The organism is Bradyrhizobium sp. Unk1 (assembly GCF_059512345.1).
The window spans coordinates 337,245-350,248 of sequence record NZ_JCAMOP010000002.1 but is presented as its reverse complement, the minus strand read 5'-3'; the positions used below and the strand labels follow the sequence as shown (position 1 = coordinate 350,248).

Annotated in this window: 12 protein-coding genes and 1 pseudogene; 8 read left to right on the top strand and 5 right to left on the bottom strand. The window is 65.3% G+C overall.

Features of this window, described 5'->3' with window-relative positions:
* Nucleotides 1-272 precede the first annotated feature (272 nt).
* From AC5ZFO_RS03660 to AC5ZFO_RS03650, 3 genes are read right to left on the bottom strand one after another with little or no spacing between them, the layout of a single operon-like run.
* Entirely contained in the window at nucleotides 273-1,781 is a 1,509-nt protein-coding gene (locus AC5ZFO_RS03660) for an acyl-CoA synthetase (RefSeq protein WP_282519847.1), read from the bottom strand.
* Nucleotides 1,782-1,791: 10 nt separating this feature from the next.
* Nucleotides 1,792-2,967, bottom strand: coding sequence for an ABC transporter substrate-binding protein (locus AC5ZFO_RS03655; RefSeq protein WP_282519848.1), 1,176 nt, complete (start codon nucleotides 2,965-2,967; stop codon nucleotides 1,792-1,794).
* Between the two features lie 50 nt (nucleotides 2,968-3,017).
* Nucleotides 3,018-3,992, bottom strand: a complete 975-nt coding sequence (locus tag AC5ZFO_RS03650; protein WP_282519849.1) for an NAD(P)H-dependent flavin oxidoreductase — start codon at nucleotides 3,990-3,992, stop codon at nucleotides 3,018-3,020.
* A 181-nt stretch (nucleotides 3,993-4,173) separates the two neighbouring features.
* Between AC5ZFO_RS03650 and AC5ZFO_RS03645 the strand changes: the two are divergent.
* Nucleotides 4,174-5,061, top strand: a pseudogene (locus AC5ZFO_RS03645) (LysR family transcriptional regulator).
* A 97-nt stretch (nucleotides 5,062-5,158) separates the two neighbouring features.
* Here AC5ZFO_RS03645 and AC5ZFO_RS03640 read toward each other — a convergent pair.
* Nucleotides 5,159-5,812 (bottom strand): DNA-3-methyladenine glycosylase family protein, encoded by a 654-nt coding sequence (locus AC5ZFO_RS03640; RefSeq protein ID WP_282519851.1) that lies wholly within the window; start codon nucleotides 5,810-5,812, stop codon nucleotides 5,159-5,161.
* A gap of 182 nt (nucleotides 5,813-5,994) precedes the next feature.
* Here AC5ZFO_RS03640 and gluQRS point away from each other — a divergent pair, with 182 nt between their 5' ends.
* Nucleotides 5,995-6,864 carry a tRNA glutamyl-Q(34) synthetase GluQRS gene (gluQRS, locus tag AC5ZFO_RS03635; protein ID WP_282519852.1) on the top strand — a complete coding sequence of 290 codons (870 nt, stop codon included), beginning with the start codon at nucleotides 5,995-5,997 and terminating at the stop codon, nucleotides 6,862-6,864.
* A gap of 103 nt (nucleotides 6,865-6,967) precedes the next feature.
* Nucleotides 6,968-8,242 carry an ATP-binding protein gene (locus AC5ZFO_RS03630; protein WP_496121406.1) on the top strand — a complete coding sequence of 425 codons (1,275 nt, stop codon included), beginning with the start codon at nucleotides 6,968-6,970 and terminating at the stop codon, nucleotides 8,240-8,242.
* On the opposite strand, the gene AC5ZFO_RS03625 is transcribed toward AC5ZFO_RS03630, so the two are convergent.
* Complete coding sequence (locus AC5ZFO_RS03625; RefSeq protein ID WP_028159235.1) at nucleotides 8,169-9,062, bottom strand: YihY/virulence factor BrkB family protein; 894 nt, start codon at nucleotides 9,060-9,062, stop codon at nucleotides 8,169-8,171. The genes AC5ZFO_RS03630 and AC5ZFO_RS03625 overlap by 74 nt on opposite strands.
* 162 nt (nucleotides 9,063-9,224) lie before the next feature.
* Here AC5ZFO_RS03625 and AC5ZFO_RS03620 point away from each other — a divergent pair, with 162 nt between their 5' ends.
* The 5 genes from AC5ZFO_RS03620 (at nucleotide 9,225) to AC5ZFO_RS03600 (ending at nucleotide 12,919) form a co-directional block, all read left to right on the top strand.
* Nucleotides 9,225-9,419 carry a twin transmembrane helix small protein gene (locus AC5ZFO_RS03620; RefSeq protein ID WP_014491643.1) on the top strand — a complete coding sequence of 65 codons (195 nt, stop codon included), beginning with the start codon at nucleotides 9,225-9,227 and terminating at the stop codon, nucleotides 9,417-9,419.
* Between the two features lie 2 nt (nucleotides 9,420-9,421).
* Nucleotides 9,422-9,994, top strand: a complete 573-nt coding sequence (locus AC5ZFO_RS03615; RefSeq protein ID WP_282519854.1) for a cob(I)yrinic acid a,c-diamide adenosyltransferase — start codon at nucleotides 9,422-9,424, stop codon at nucleotides 9,992-9,994.
* 139 nt (nucleotides 9,995-10,133) lie between these two features.
* Nucleotides 10,134-10,883, top strand: a complete 750-nt coding sequence (locus AC5ZFO_RS03610; protein ID WP_282519855.1) for an electron transfer flavoprotein subunit beta/FixA family protein — start codon at nucleotides 10,134-10,136, stop codon at nucleotides 10,881-10,883.
* Nucleotides 10,883-11,827, top strand: a complete 945-nt coding sequence (locus tag AC5ZFO_RS03605; RefSeq protein WP_282519856.1) for an electron transfer flavoprotein subunit alpha/FixB family protein — start codon at nucleotides 10,883-10,885, stop codon at nucleotides 11,825-11,827. The genes AC5ZFO_RS03610 and AC5ZFO_RS03605 overlap by 1 nt, the downstream gene beginning before the upstream one ends.
* Nucleotides 11,828-12,037: 210 nt before the next feature.
* Nucleotides 12,038-12,919, top strand: coding sequence for a 3-hydroxybutyryl-CoA dehydrogenase (locus AC5ZFO_RS03600; protein WP_063985792.1), 882 nt, complete (start codon nucleotides 12,038-12,040; stop codon nucleotides 12,917-12,919).
* Nucleotides 12,920-13,004 lie beyond the last annotated feature (85 nt).

Genomic DNA, 13,004 nt, shown 5'->3' with positions numbered 1-13,004 from the left:
TGTCCTCCGACAGTTGATTGTGCCGGTCGACAACAGACGAGATTCAGATTGGTTGCTTTGCTTCTGCGATCGAAAGCGCGCGTGAATGATGTGCTGCGAGCACTACGAGGTGCGCTCTGTATGAGCTTGCTGCACTAACGTCAGCGGCATCAGGTCGCGTAGGAACAATTGCCAGTATTTCCCGTTGAGGCATCTTCGCGCTCTGGACGCGTTCCGCATGGCTGAGCGGAATCTCAGACGGTATCGTTCACGGGCCGAAGGTGGGCTCCAGCTCACGCCACCCAATATGGCTCCCGCAGCTTGCGCTTGAAGATCTTTCCCGTTGCCTCGCGCGGCAGCGCGTCGCGGAATTCGACGTCCTTCGGCACCTTGAAATTGGCAAGCCGCTCGCGCAGGAACGACTGGACCGCGGCCGACGAGAGCGCCGCGCCCGGCTCCGGCTCGACATAGGCGCAGAGCCGCTCGCCAAATTCGGCGTCGGGAATGCCGAACACGGCGCAGTCGCGCACGCCGGGCATTCCGATCAGCGCGTTCTCGATCTCGGCGGGATAGATGTTGACCCCGCCCGAGATCACCATGTCGCGCTTGCGGTCGCACAGGAACAGATAGCCGTCCTCGTCGAGATAGCCGACGTCGCCGACGCTGACGAGCCCGTCGCGGCCGGCTTCTGCGCGCGCTTCGGCCTTGCCGTGATAGTCGAAATCCGGCACCGAGGCCTGCCGCATGTAGATTTCACCGGGTTCGTTGGCGTCGCACGGGCTGCCGTCGGGGCGGAAGATCCTGACCACACCGCCCTCGATGGCGCGGCCAACGGTGCCGGGCTTCTTCAGCGCCTCTTCGGCGGAATGCCACACCGGAATCCCGGTCTCGGTCGAGCCGAAATATTCGTTGATGACGCCTCCCCACCAATCGATCATCGCCTTCTTCACGTCGGGCGGGCAGGGCGCCGCGCCATGAACGACAAAGCGCAGCGAGGACAAGTCGTAACGCCGCTTCACGTCGTCGGGCAGCCGCAGCAGGCGCACGAACATCGTCGGAACCATATGCATGTGCGTGACGCGATGGCGCTCGATCAGTTGCAGCAGGTCCTCGGGATCGAAGCGCGGCTCCAGCACGATGGTGCAGCCGCTGCGATAGGCCAGCATGCCGTAGGAGTGCGGGGCGGAATGGTACATCGGGCCGTTCATCAGCACGACCTGATCCTCGTTCGGCTTCACGCCATAGGCGATCGCCCCGACGCGCTCCGAGGCCGCGACCTGCTCGGGCCGCATCGGCATGCGCCGCACGCCCTTCGGCATGCCTGTGGTGCCAGAGGTGTAGAACATCGGCGCGCCGCGGCGCGGCGGCTGCGCGAGTTCCGGCTGCCTATCCCGCCATTTGTCCCAATCGGTCAATCCGTCCGGCACCTTTGTGAGCGCGGCGGGGATGTCGAACGCGCCGGCGATCTCCGGCGGCGTCGGCACGATCATCAGCGCCAGGCCGTCCGGCAGGCCGTCGCGAATCTGCGGCAGCAGGTCGGCATGGCAGATCAGGATGTCGGCGCCGCTGTCGGCCAGAATATAGCTGACTTCGGCGGCCTTCAGGTGCCAGTTGATCGGCACCACCGGTCGGCCGAGCGCGGCGGAAGCCGCGACCACCTCGAACAGGGCGAAGTCATTGCGCAGCATCATGGCGACCGGCGTGCCCTCGCGCCCGCCGAGCGTGCTGATCCCGCCTGCGGCCCGTCTGATCCGCGCATGGAGTTCTGGATAGTCGATCCGGCGCTCGCCGCTGATGATCATGGGAGGTCCTCTACCGGTCATCGAGAATGTCGCCGAACGGCACCCAGCTCTTGCCGTTGAAGCGGCGGAGCTGAAGCTGCTGGAACGGCAGATAGTCGTCCGGACCGGTCGACACGCTCATTCCGGGCAACAGCAGCGGCAGCTTCACCTCTTTCAGCGACGCGGCCTGCTTCAAGATGTTGTCGCGGCTGACATCGTCCTTGCAGGCGCTCAGCACCGTCATCAGCAGCGTGGCATAGTGATAGCCCGCCGCATAGTTGGAGTTCGAGAGATCCGCTGTCGGCATGTATTGCTTCATGAACGCGAAATATGACTTCACGCCGGGATCGTCGGCCCATTGCGGGTCCATCGTGTCCTTCTGGTTGCTCGACGAGATCAGTCCGACCGCATTGTCCAGTCCCGCCGGCTCCAGGAACGAGATCGAGGAGGCCGAGGTGGGTACGAAGGACAGCTCCGGCTTCCAGCCGATCTCGGCTACACCCTTGACCATCTGCGAGGTGAACTTGCCGAGCACGACGCCAAACAGCACGTTGGCGCCTGACGCCTTCAGCGTCGAGAGCTGCGAGCTGATCGTCGGCGCGCTGGTCTCGTAGCTCGCCTCCGCGATGATCATGCCGGCGGCCTTGGACCCGAGCGCGCGTTTGAAGCCCGCGACATAGTCGCGGCCGAAATCGTCGTTCTGGGCCAGGATCGCGATCTTCGCGTCGGGCTTGGCCTGCAAGACATACTTGGCATAGACGACGCCCTCGGATTCGTAGGCCGCCATGCCCGGCATCGTCCAAGGATTCTTCTGCGGATCGGCCCATTTGGTGGCACCCGAGAGCACGAACAGCTGCGGCACCTTCTTGGCGTTGAGGTAACGCTGCACGGCGCTGTTGGTGGCGGTGCCGAGCGAGCCGAACATCATCAGCACCTCGTCCTGCTCCACCAGCTTGCGGGTCTGCTCGACCGTCTTCGGCGGCGAGTAGGCGTCGTCCAGCGTGATGAACTTGACCTTGCGGCCGTTGACGCCGCCTTCCGCGTTGACCTTTTCGAAGAACGCCTCCTGCGTCCGTCCGATCGCGCCGAAGCCGGATGCCGGACCGCTATAGGGCAGGGTCTGCCCGATCCGGATCTCGTCCGCACCGGCGCTGCCGGCGGCAAGCGTCAGCGACGATAGGCCGATCAGTGCGGCTGCCAGCTTCATGGTGTCCTCCCGTTTGTCTTGTCAGTCCAATTTTCTTGTCGGACCAAGCGTCAGGCGCTGGCGCGCAGCATAAAGTCGTGACGCGCCTGATCGAATTCGCCCTTCATCCGGTCGACCAGCTCGGCGACCGGAGGCGCATCCAGGATCTGGCCGATGCCCTGGCCCGAACCCCAGATGTCGCGCCACGCCTTGGATTTCGTGTTGCCGCCGGAGCCGAAATTCATCTTCGTCTTGTCGGCGAGCGGGAGATTGTCCGGATCGAGCCCCGCGGCGGCGATCGAGGGACCCAGATAGTTGCCGTGCACGCCGGTGAACAGGTTGGTGTAGACGATGTCGTGCGCGGCGTGCTGCGTCAGCGCGGACTTGTAGGCTTCGTCGGCATTGGCTTCCTGCGTCGCGATGAAGCGCGTGCCCATATAAGCGAGGTCGGCGCCCAGCGTCAGCGCGGAGGCGATGCCAAAACCGTCGCTGATTGCGCCCGATAGCAGGATCGCGCCGTCGAACCATTGCTTGACCTCGCGCACCAGCGCGAACGGCGACAGCGTGCCGGCATGGCCGCCGGCGCCGGCGCACACCAGGATCAGTCCGTCGACGCCTTGCTCCGCGGCCTTGCGCGCATGCTTGACGTTGATGACGTCATGGAACACCAGCCCGCCATAGGAGTGCGCGGCCTCGACGATCTCGGCGGGCGGCCGCAGCGAGGTGATGATGATGGGCGCCCTGTGCTTCACACAGGTTTCCATGTCCTTCATCAGCCGGTCGTTGGAGGCGTGGCAGATCTGGTTGACCGCATAGGGCGCAACCTTCTTGCCGGGATTGCGCGATTTGTATTCGCCGAGCTCGTCTTCGATGCGGCTCAGCCACTCGTCGAGCTTTTCCACCGGACGGGCGTTGAGCGCCGGAAACGAGCCGACGACACCGGCCTTGCATTGGGCGATCACCAGCTCCGGCCCTGAGACGATGAAAAGGGGCGAGCCGACCACGGGCAGCTCCAGATTGTTCTTGAGCAGAGCGGGCAGTGCCATCCGATCCTCCTGACGACGCGCGTCAACGGCCTGCCGGCCGGGGGTGAGCGCTTCCATGTCGATTGTCGCGTCGGCGGGGTGTCCGCCGTCCAGCGCTTTGTCCCCACTATAGGGTTGGACGGCGGGCGGAGGATCGTTCAATATTGAACAAGCGGATATTCAGATTTGTACGGAGCCGGCGGTGGATTGGGATCTCTGCAAGACCTTCGTCGCGGTCGCCGACACCGGCAGCTTCACCGCTGCGGCAAAACGTCTGCATGCCAGTCATCCGACCGTCAGCCGCAAGATCGCGGCGCTGGAGGCGCAGCTTGGCACCAAGCTGCTGGCGCGGGCCGCGGATGGATTCGTGCTCACCGCCGATGGACGTACGCTGCGAGAGCACGCGGAGGCGATGGCCGTTGCCGCACTCCGGGCCGAGGCCGCCGTTGGCGCCGGCGGGCGCAAGGCGCGCGGCACGGTCAAGCTGTCGATCGGCGCGACGCTGGCCTCGCACTGGCTGATGCCGCGGCTGCGATCGTTTCTCGGCGCGCATGACCACATCCGGCTCGAGATCATCACCCATCCGTTTCCAGCCAGCGTGCGGCGGCGGGAGGCCGACGTCGTGCTGCGCCCGGTCGATAGCGGCGAGGAAAACCTGGTCGGTCGCAGGGTTGGCCGCCTCGGCACCGGCTTCTATGCCTCGCGCGACTATGCCACCGGCCGGTCCTTGCCGGAGCGGAGCGGCGAGTGGAAGGGGCACAGCGTCATCGGCTTCGCCGATTAGGATTCGAACGCGCAGCTGGCGCGCTGGAGCGACGCGATCACGCGCCAGGGAACCATGGTGATGCGCTGCTCGTCGCAGGGCGACATGCTGGCGGCGGTGCGTGCCGGAATCGGAATCTCCGCGCTGTCCTGCTTCGTCGCGGAGAGCTATCCGGATCTCGTGCGCGTCGCGCCGCAGAAACTCGTCAGCGTCGCCGATCTCTGGCTGCTCGCCCATCCCGATCTGGTCGAGTTGTCCGCGGTGCGGGCCGTCATCGACTTCGTGGCCGAATGCGCCCGCGCCGATCGCGAGCGGCTGCGAGGCTAAAGCATGATCCGGAAAAGTGCGCAGCGGTTTTCCGAACAGATCATGCGCAAACAACAACCTAAAGCGCGATGACGATTCGTCCCAATCTCATCGCGCTTTAAGGCTGGTTGCTGATGACACCTTCGCGCTTCTTGATCACGCGATAATAGCTCCACCACAGATGCGCCGCTGCTCCGCGCAGCGGCCGCCAGGGTTCGGCGAGCGGCGCCATCTGCTTTTCCGTCGGCCGCGCCTTGAGCCCCAGGCCAACTTTGATCCCCTCCTGCACGGCGATGTCGCCGGCCGGCCAGGCATCGCCGTGCCCGAGGCAGAACAGCAGATAGACATCGGCCGTCCACGGACCGATGCCGGGCAGCGTGATCAACGTATGGTGCGCGGCCTCGGCGTCTTCTTCGGCGAGCACGTCGAGGTTCAGGCGCTGCGCAGTGATCTCGCGCGCGAGATGTTTCAGCGTCTTGATCTTGGCCGCGGAGAGGCCGAGCCGTCCCAGCCGGTCGGTACGGGCGCGGCGCACCGCGTCATGGTCGAATGGATCGAAAGCGGCCGACAGCCGCCCCCAGATCGCCGCGGCGCTCGCCGTGGAGAGCTGCTGCCCGCAAACGATGTGGGCAAGCCCCGTAAAACCCGGCTCACGGCGCCGCAGGGCCGGCATGCCGGCGATCTCGAGTACGGGCTTGAGGCGCGGGTCGCGCTTGATCAGCGCGTGGACGGCGTCTTCGAGGTCGGACTGGGTTTCGAGGTGGATGGTCATGGTGGCTCAACTTGTCATGCGCGGGCTTGCCGTCTCTGCTAAGGCTACGCTGGCCCAATACCGAGACGCCCGCCGAAGCCTTCGGCGTAGGCGGGACCCGCGCATTGATCTCCTATCGTAACAGAGTCCCGGAAGATGGATTGCCGGGTCAAGCCCGGCAATGACGAATACACCGAGAACTCATGCCACCCGTTTTCCGATTTGCCCCCAGCCCGAATGGCCTCGTGCATCTCGGCCACGCCTATTCGGCGCTGCTCAATTTCGACCGTGCGCGCGAGACCGGCGGGCGGCTGTTGCTGCGGATCGAGGACATCGACGCAACGCGCTGCCGGCCGGAATATGAGACGGCGATCTACGACGACCTCGCCTGGCTCGGCATTGCCTGGGAGATGCCGGTGCGGCGGCAGTCGGAGCATCTCGCCGTTTATCGCGCCGCGTTCGAAAAGCTCGCTGCGCTTGGTCTCCTCTATCCCGCGTTCGAAAGCCGCGCGGAGATCGCCAAGCTCGTGGCCGCGCGCGAGGCCGCTGGGCCATGGCCTCGCGATCCCGATGGCGCACCGCTTTATCCGGGTGACGCCAGATCGCTGTCGGCCGGCGAGCGCGACCGGCTCATTGCATCTGGCGTGCCTTACGCGCTCCGGCTCGACATGGCGGCCGCCTGCCGGCGCGCCGCCGGCCTGAGGTGGACGGAGCTGGGCGTGGGCCCCGACGGCGAGCATGGTACCGTCCCCGCGCGGCCCGAGGCTTGGGGCGACGTCATCCTGGCCCGGAAGGAGACGCCGACCAGCTACCATTTGTCCGTCGTCGTCGACGACGCGCTTCAGGGCATCAGCGAGGTCGTGCGGGGGCAGGACCTGTTTCACGCCACCTCGGTTCACCGCCTGCTCCAGGTCCTGCTCGATCTGCCGGAACCCGCCTACCGCCACCACGCCCTGATTCTGGACGAGGCGGGCCGGAAGTTGTCGAAATCGGACCGCTCGACCGGCCTGCGCGAGCTGCGCGCTGCCGGCGCTACGCCCGCCGGCATCCGCCGGTTGGTGGGATTAGGTTAAGTTTCTCTGGGGGTTAGCAAAACGCCGCCGTGACTCCAGGGGTTCCGCCGTGCGATGCTTGCTTGAGAGCCTGGGGATCGAAGGGGACCCTTCGAAGGGATTCATGGCGGCGAAAACGCGCTCAGCGCGCACTACGCGAACGTCCAGGCGACCGCCTCGGAAGCGGTCCGGGGCGACCGGCCGGTTGCGCAAGCGCAGCGCCAAGGCCGTGGCGCCGGACGTGGTCCAGGCCGCGCTCGCCGCCTTCGCCCATGAGGTCCGTACCCCGCTGACCGGCATTCTCGCGATCAGCGACCTGCTCGCCACCTCCGATCTCGGCGAGCGGGAGCGGCGCTGGGCCGACACCATCAAGGCCGGTGCCGAGCATCTGGCGAGCCTCGCCACCCTGTTCGTCGATGCCGCTAGGACCGGCAAGGGGGCGGGCAAGGGTGGAAGTGCCTTGCGGCAGGATTTGTTCGATCTGCGCGCGCTCGCCCGCAGCGCCGGCGATTCGCTCGCCGGACGCGCCGCGGCCAAGGGGCTCCAGGCCCAGGTCGATATCTCCGAGAAGCTGCCGGGGCTGGTGGTCGGCGATCCCGTCCGCCTGCGCGCCGCGCTCGAGAATCTGATCGACAATGCGGTCAAGTTCACCGAGCAGGGCGGTGTCGCGCTCGCGGTCGCGCCTTGGCGTCCCGCCAAGGGCAAGGCCAGAGACAAGGCGAAGGGCAGGGTCGGCGTCGCCTTCGCGGTGTCCGACAGCGGCATCGGCCTGACCATGGCCGAGATCAAGCGGCTGTTCCGCCCCTTCACCCAGGCCAATGTCACCATCGCCTCGCGTTTCGGCGGCGCCGGCTTGGGCCTTTCCTCGGTCAAGCAACTGGCGCGCGCGATGGGCGGCGACATCACGGTCGCACCGCGGCGCGGCGGCGGCGCCACCTTCACGCTGACTATGTCGCTCGACGCGACGGAAGCGCGCAAATCCCGCAAGTCAAAGGGCGAAGCCGAGGCGGATGCGATGGCCGCGCTGCGCGTGCTCAGCGTCGAGGACAACCCGTTCGGCCGCGTCGTCCTCAACACCATCCTGACCGAGCTCGGCCACCAAGCCGAGTTCATCGGGCGCGGCGAGGACGCGGTGAACCGGCTCGCGCAGGGCGCGTTCGATGCGGTGCTGATGGACATGGTGCTGCCTGGCATCGACGGCGTCGAGGCCATCAGGCGGATCCGGACCATGCCGGCGCCGCTGGCTCAGATCCCCATCATCGGCGTGTCCGGCCGCGGCGAGGACGAGGCGGCCTCGCGCGAGGCCGGCGCCGACGCCTTCCTGGTCAAGCCTGTGTCTCCGCGCGCTTTAGCGACTGCGCTGCTTGAAGCGAAACGCCGTGAGGAAGCCGCGACTTGATGATCGCGGCGTTGAGCTCCCCGCCGTAGACGAAGATCGCGGCGATGAAATACAGGAACACCAGCGCGATGATCACCGAGGCGAGTCCCGCATACATCGTCACGTAGTTGTTGGCGAAGCGCGCCAGATATTGGCCGAACACGATGCCCGAGATCAGCGACGCCACGATGGTGAAGACGATGCCGGGCAGGATCTGGAGGAAGGCGCGCCGTCCCGCCGGCAGCCAGGCATGCAGGATGATCAGCGCCACCACCAGCGCACCCACGGTGATGCCGTAGCGCAGCCAGGTGAGGATGCTCTCGTTGGACTCGACGAACAGCGGGATATGGCGCCGCGCCGCCTCGATGAAGAGCGGGCCGAGCACGATCAGGAACGCCATGGCGAGCGCGGTGAAGGCCGCGACCAGCGTGTAGCCGATCGATTCAAGGCGCAGCCAGTACCAGCGCCGCATCTCCACCACCGCATAGGCGCGGTTCAGCGCGACGCGGAGCGCCTCGACGCCGTTGGAGGCGAAGTACACCGACAGTGCTGCACCGATCGTCAGCACGCCGGTGCGGGTCGTGGTCAAAACGTCGTGGACTTCCCCCGAGATCGAATCGGCGACCTGCTTGGGCCAGACCTGAAGCATCAGGCTTGCGGCCTGATCGGCAAGTTCCTTGGAGCCGAAGAAGCCGGCGAGCGAGGTCAGCACGATCAGGAACGGGAAGAGCGCCATCAGGGTCGACAGCGCGATATGGCTCGCGATCGCCCAGCCGTCGTCGGCGAGGAAGGTGTAGAAGGCGTCTTCCACGACGACGTAGATGTAGCGGATGGCCTTCACAGCTTACTCCGGATTCGCCTTTCCCCGCATGCGGGGAGAGGCGAAGAAGACAGGCGACGAGCGCAAATCGGAAATCATCCAGCTAGCTTCTGATATTATTGGCTTAAAAGCCAGATCGGGAACGCCATGGCGGACCAGCGCACACGGTGTTATCTACCGCTGATGGCATCTCTCCTGAGTACTTTCATCCTGCCGGTGGCAGCTGGCGCCGTGGCGTTGGTGCTGCTGCTCGGTCTCGTCAACATGATGCGCGGCGGCTCGCCCAACACCTCGCAGAAGTTGATGCGCTGGCGCGTGCTGCTTCAGTTCGTGGCGATCGTCATTGCCATGCTCGCAGTCTGGGCAATGGGGCGTTAAAAATGGTGACGCTGAATCGCATCTATACGAAGACCGGTGACGACGGCACGACGGCGCTCGGAACTGGCGAGCGCCGTCCGAAATACGATCTGCGCATCGAAGCCTACGGCACCGTGGACGAGACCAATGCCGCGATCGGCGTTGTCAGGCTCCATACCCATGACATGCCCGAGTTCGACGCGATGCTGGGCCGCATCCAGAATGATCTGTTCGACCTCGGCGCGGACCTCGCAGTGCCCGAGCGTGAAGGCAAGGCCGAGCGGCTGCGGGTGGTGGCAAGCCAGGTCGAGCGGCTCGAGCGCGACATCGACGCGCTCAACGACAGACTGGCGCCGCTCACCTCCTTCGTGCTGCCGGGGGGCACGCCGGCCGCCGCCTACCTCCACGTTGCCCGTACGATTTGCCGCAGGGCGGAACGCGTGATGGTGGAACTGGCGGCCCGGCCCGGCGAGCCCGTGGGCGCTGCTGGCATCCAGTATATGAACCGCTTGTCCGACTTCCTGTTTGTCGCCAGCCGCGCCGCCAACCGCAACGGCGCCGGCGACGTGCTCTGGGTTCCGGGCCAGAATCGCTGACCCCCAAGATTCTGCCCATTGAGGTCGATATTTCTAAGGTCTAAAATTTGGCCCTGTCGCGCGTTGACCGGGCTGGATCAGGCCTTTAGGTTCCGCGCCAGTTGATAACCCCCTTCCCAAATTGAGTGAAAGAGGATCGATGAAGGTCTTGGTGCCGGTAAAGCGGGTGGTTGATTACAACGTCAAGGTCCGCGTCAAGGGCGATGGATCGGGCGTTGAACTCGCCAACGTCAAAATGTCGATGAACCCGTTCGACGAAATCGCGGTCGAGGAAGCGTTGCGCCTGAAGGAAGGCGGCAAGGCCACCGAGGTCGTCGTGGTTTCCATTGGACCGGCGCAGGCCTCGGAGACGATCCGCACCGGCCTCGCCATGGGTGCCGACCGCGGCATCCTGGTGAAGGTCGAGGGCACCGTCGAGCCGCTCGCGGTCGCCAAGATCCTGAAGAAGGTTGCGGATGAAGAGCAGCCCGGCCTGATCATCCTCGGCAAGCAGGCGATCGACGACGACAGCAACCAGACCGGTCAGATGCTGGCCGCGCTGCTCGGCTGGTCTCAGGCGACGTTTGCTTCGAAGCTCGAGGTCGAAGGTTCTGACTTCAAGGTCACCCGCGAAGTCGACGGTGGTCTGCAGACCGTGAAGCTGAAGGGGCCGGCAATCGTCACCACCGACCTGCGTCTCAACGAGCCGCGCTATGCCTCGCTGCCCAACATCATGAAGGCCAAGAAGAAGCCGATCGCGGAGAAGACCGTCGCCGATTACGGCGTCGACGTCGCCGCGCGTCTCGAGGTTCTCAAGACGACGGAGCCGGCGGGCCGCAAGGCGGGCGTCAAGGTCAAGGACGTCGCCGAGCTGGTGTCGAAACTCAAGAACGAAGCCGGGGTGCTCTGATGACGACGCTTCTGATTGCCGAACACGACAATGCGTCGCTGAAGGATGCGACCAACAAGGCCCTGACCGCGGCTGCCGCGCTCGGCGCGGATGTCGACGTGCTGGTGGCCGGCCAGAACGCCAGGGCTGCGGCGGATGCTGCCGCCAAGCTTGCCGGCGTGAAGAAGGTGCTGCTCGCGGAGGGCGAGACTTACGCTCACGATCTCGCCGAGCCGCTGGCTGCGCTGATCGTCTCGCTGGCTTCCGGCTATGACGCGATCGTCGCGCCCGCGACCTCGCGCTTCAAGAACGTGATGCCGCGTGTCGCAGCCCTGCTCGACGTCATGCAGGTCTCCGAGATCACCAAGGTGGTCGCCCCCGACACCTATGAGCGCCCGATCTATGCCGGCAACGCCATCCAGACGGTGAAGTCGAAGGACGCCAAGAAGGTCATCACGGTGCGCACCTCGACCTTCGCTGCGGCGGGTGAAGGCGGCAGCGCCTCCGTCGAGAACGTCGCTGCGGCGGCCGATCCGGGCCTGTCGTCCTTCGTCGGCGAGGAAGTCGCCAAGAGCGACCGCCCCGAGCTGACCTCGGCCAAGATCATCGTCTCCGGTGGCCGTGCCATGCAGAGCCGCGAGAACTTCGCCAAGTACATCGAGCCGCTCGCCGACAAGCTCGGTGCCGGCGTCGGTGCCTCGCGCGCGGCGGTGGATGCCGGCTATGCGCCGAACGATTGGCAGGTCGGCCAGACCGGCAAGGTGGTGGCCCCCGAGCTCTATGTCGCGGTGGGCATTTCCGGCGCGATCCAGCATCTGGCCGGCATGAAGGACTCCAAGGTGATCGTCGCGATCAACAAGGACGAGGACGCGCCGATCTTCCAGGTCGCCGATTACGGCCTGGTTGCCGACCTCTACCAGGCGGTTCCTGAGCTCACCGACGCGCTCGCCAAGCTCGGCAAGTAAAAACGCGCTAAAAACACCGGCCGGAGTGGTACACTCCGGCCGGTTTTTCTTTTTCGAGGCGTTTTCTTTGGCGAGGGGCACGCCGGGGAAGCGATCCAATCTAGGTTTCGAGCCAGGATTCTGATCTAATCGGGCTTCTGATTAAATCGGACCTCCCGGCTCGGGGGATGAGGCAGGCGCGATCTGCGCGCCGTTCCGGTGGATGACATTATGGCGGCAGTGATCAAGAAGGTCGGCGTGATCGGCGCGGGTCAGATGGGCAATGGCATCGCGCATGTCGCGGCGCTGGCCGGTTTCGACGTGGTGCTCAACGACGTTTCGGCCGACCGGCTCAAGTCGGGCATGGCCACCATCAATGGCAATCTGGCACGCCAGGTCTCCAAGAAGGCCGTCAGCGAGGACGACAAGACCAAGGCGATGGCGCGCATCAAGCTCGCCGAGAAGCTCGACGACCTCGCCGATTGCGACCTCGTGATCGAGACCGCGGTCGAGAAGGAAGAGGTCAAGCGCAAGATCTTCCACGAGCTCTGCGCTGTGCTGAAGCCGGAGGCGATCGTCGCCTCCGATACCTCCTCGATCTCGATCACGCGGCTTGCCGCGGCCACCGACCGGCCCGAGCGCTTCATCGGCATTCACTTCATGAATCCGGTGCCGCTGATGGAGCTGGTCGAGCTGATCCGCGGCATCGCCACCGACGACCAGACCTTCGAGGCGTCCAAGGAATTCGTCTCCAAGCTCGGCAAGCAGGTCGCGGTCTCGGAGGATTTCCCGGCCTTCATCGTCAACCGCATCCTGCTGCCGATGATCAACGAGGCGATCTACACGCTGTATGAAGGCGTCGGTAATGTCGAGGCCATCGACGCGGCGATGAAGCTTGGCGCGCATCATCCGATGGGCCCGCTCGAGCTCGCCGATTTCATCGGCCTCGACACCTGCCTGTCGATCATGCAGGTGCTGCACGAGGGCCTCGCCGACTCCAAATATCGCCCGTGTCCGCTTCTGGTGAAATACGTCGAGGCCGGCTGGCTCGGTCGCAAGACCCAGCGCGGCTTCTACGACTACCGCGGCGCCAAGCCGGTTCCGACGCGCTGATCCAATTTCCGGTGCCGTAGGGTGGGCAAAGGCGCAAAGCGCCGTGCCCACCATCTCTCCAATGATGCGGTGGAAATTGGTGGGC

Coding starts and splice junctions, on each gene's coding strand:
- AC5ZFO_RS03660 (WP_282519847.1), bottom strand. CDS start 1,781: ATGATCATCAGCGGCGAGCGCCGGATCGACTATCCAGAACTCCATGCG.
- AC5ZFO_RS03655 (WP_282519848.1), bottom strand. CDS start 2,967: ATGAAGCTGGCAGCCGCACTGATCGGCCTATCGTCGCTGACGCTTGCC.
- AC5ZFO_RS03650 (WP_282519849.1), bottom strand. CDS start 3,992: ATGGCACTGCCCGCTCTGCTCAAGAACAATCTGGAGCTGCCCGTGGTC.
- AC5ZFO_RS03640 (WP_282519851.1), bottom strand. CDS start 5,812: ATGACCATCCACCTCGAAACCCAGTCCGACCTCGAAGACGCCGTCCAC.
- gluQRS (WP_282519852.1), top strand. CDS start 5,995: ATGCCACCCGTTTTCCGATTTGCCCCCAGCCCGAATGGCCTCGTGCAT.
- AC5ZFO_RS03630 (WP_496121406.1), top strand. CDS start 6,968: ATGGCGGCGAAAACGCGCTCAGCGCGCACTACGCGAACGTCCAGGCGA.
- AC5ZFO_RS03620 (WP_014491643.1), top strand. CDS start 9,225: ATGGCATCTCTCCTGAGTACTTTCATCCTGCCGGTGGCAGCTGGCGCC.
- AC5ZFO_RS03615 (WP_282519854.1), top strand. CDS start 9,422: ATGGTGACGCTGAATCGCATCTATACGAAGACCGGTGACGACGGCACG.
- AC5ZFO_RS03610 (WP_282519855.1), top strand. CDS start 10,134: ATGAAGGTCTTGGTGCCGGTAAAGCGGGTGGTTGATTACAACGTCAAG.
- AC5ZFO_RS03605 (WP_282519856.1), top strand. CDS start 10,883: ATGACGACGCTTCTGATTGCCGAACACGACAATGCGTCGCTGAAGGAT.
- AC5ZFO_RS03600 (WP_063985792.1), top strand. CDS start 12,038: ATGGCGGCAGTGATCAAGAAGGTCGGCGTGATCGGCGCGGGTCAGATG.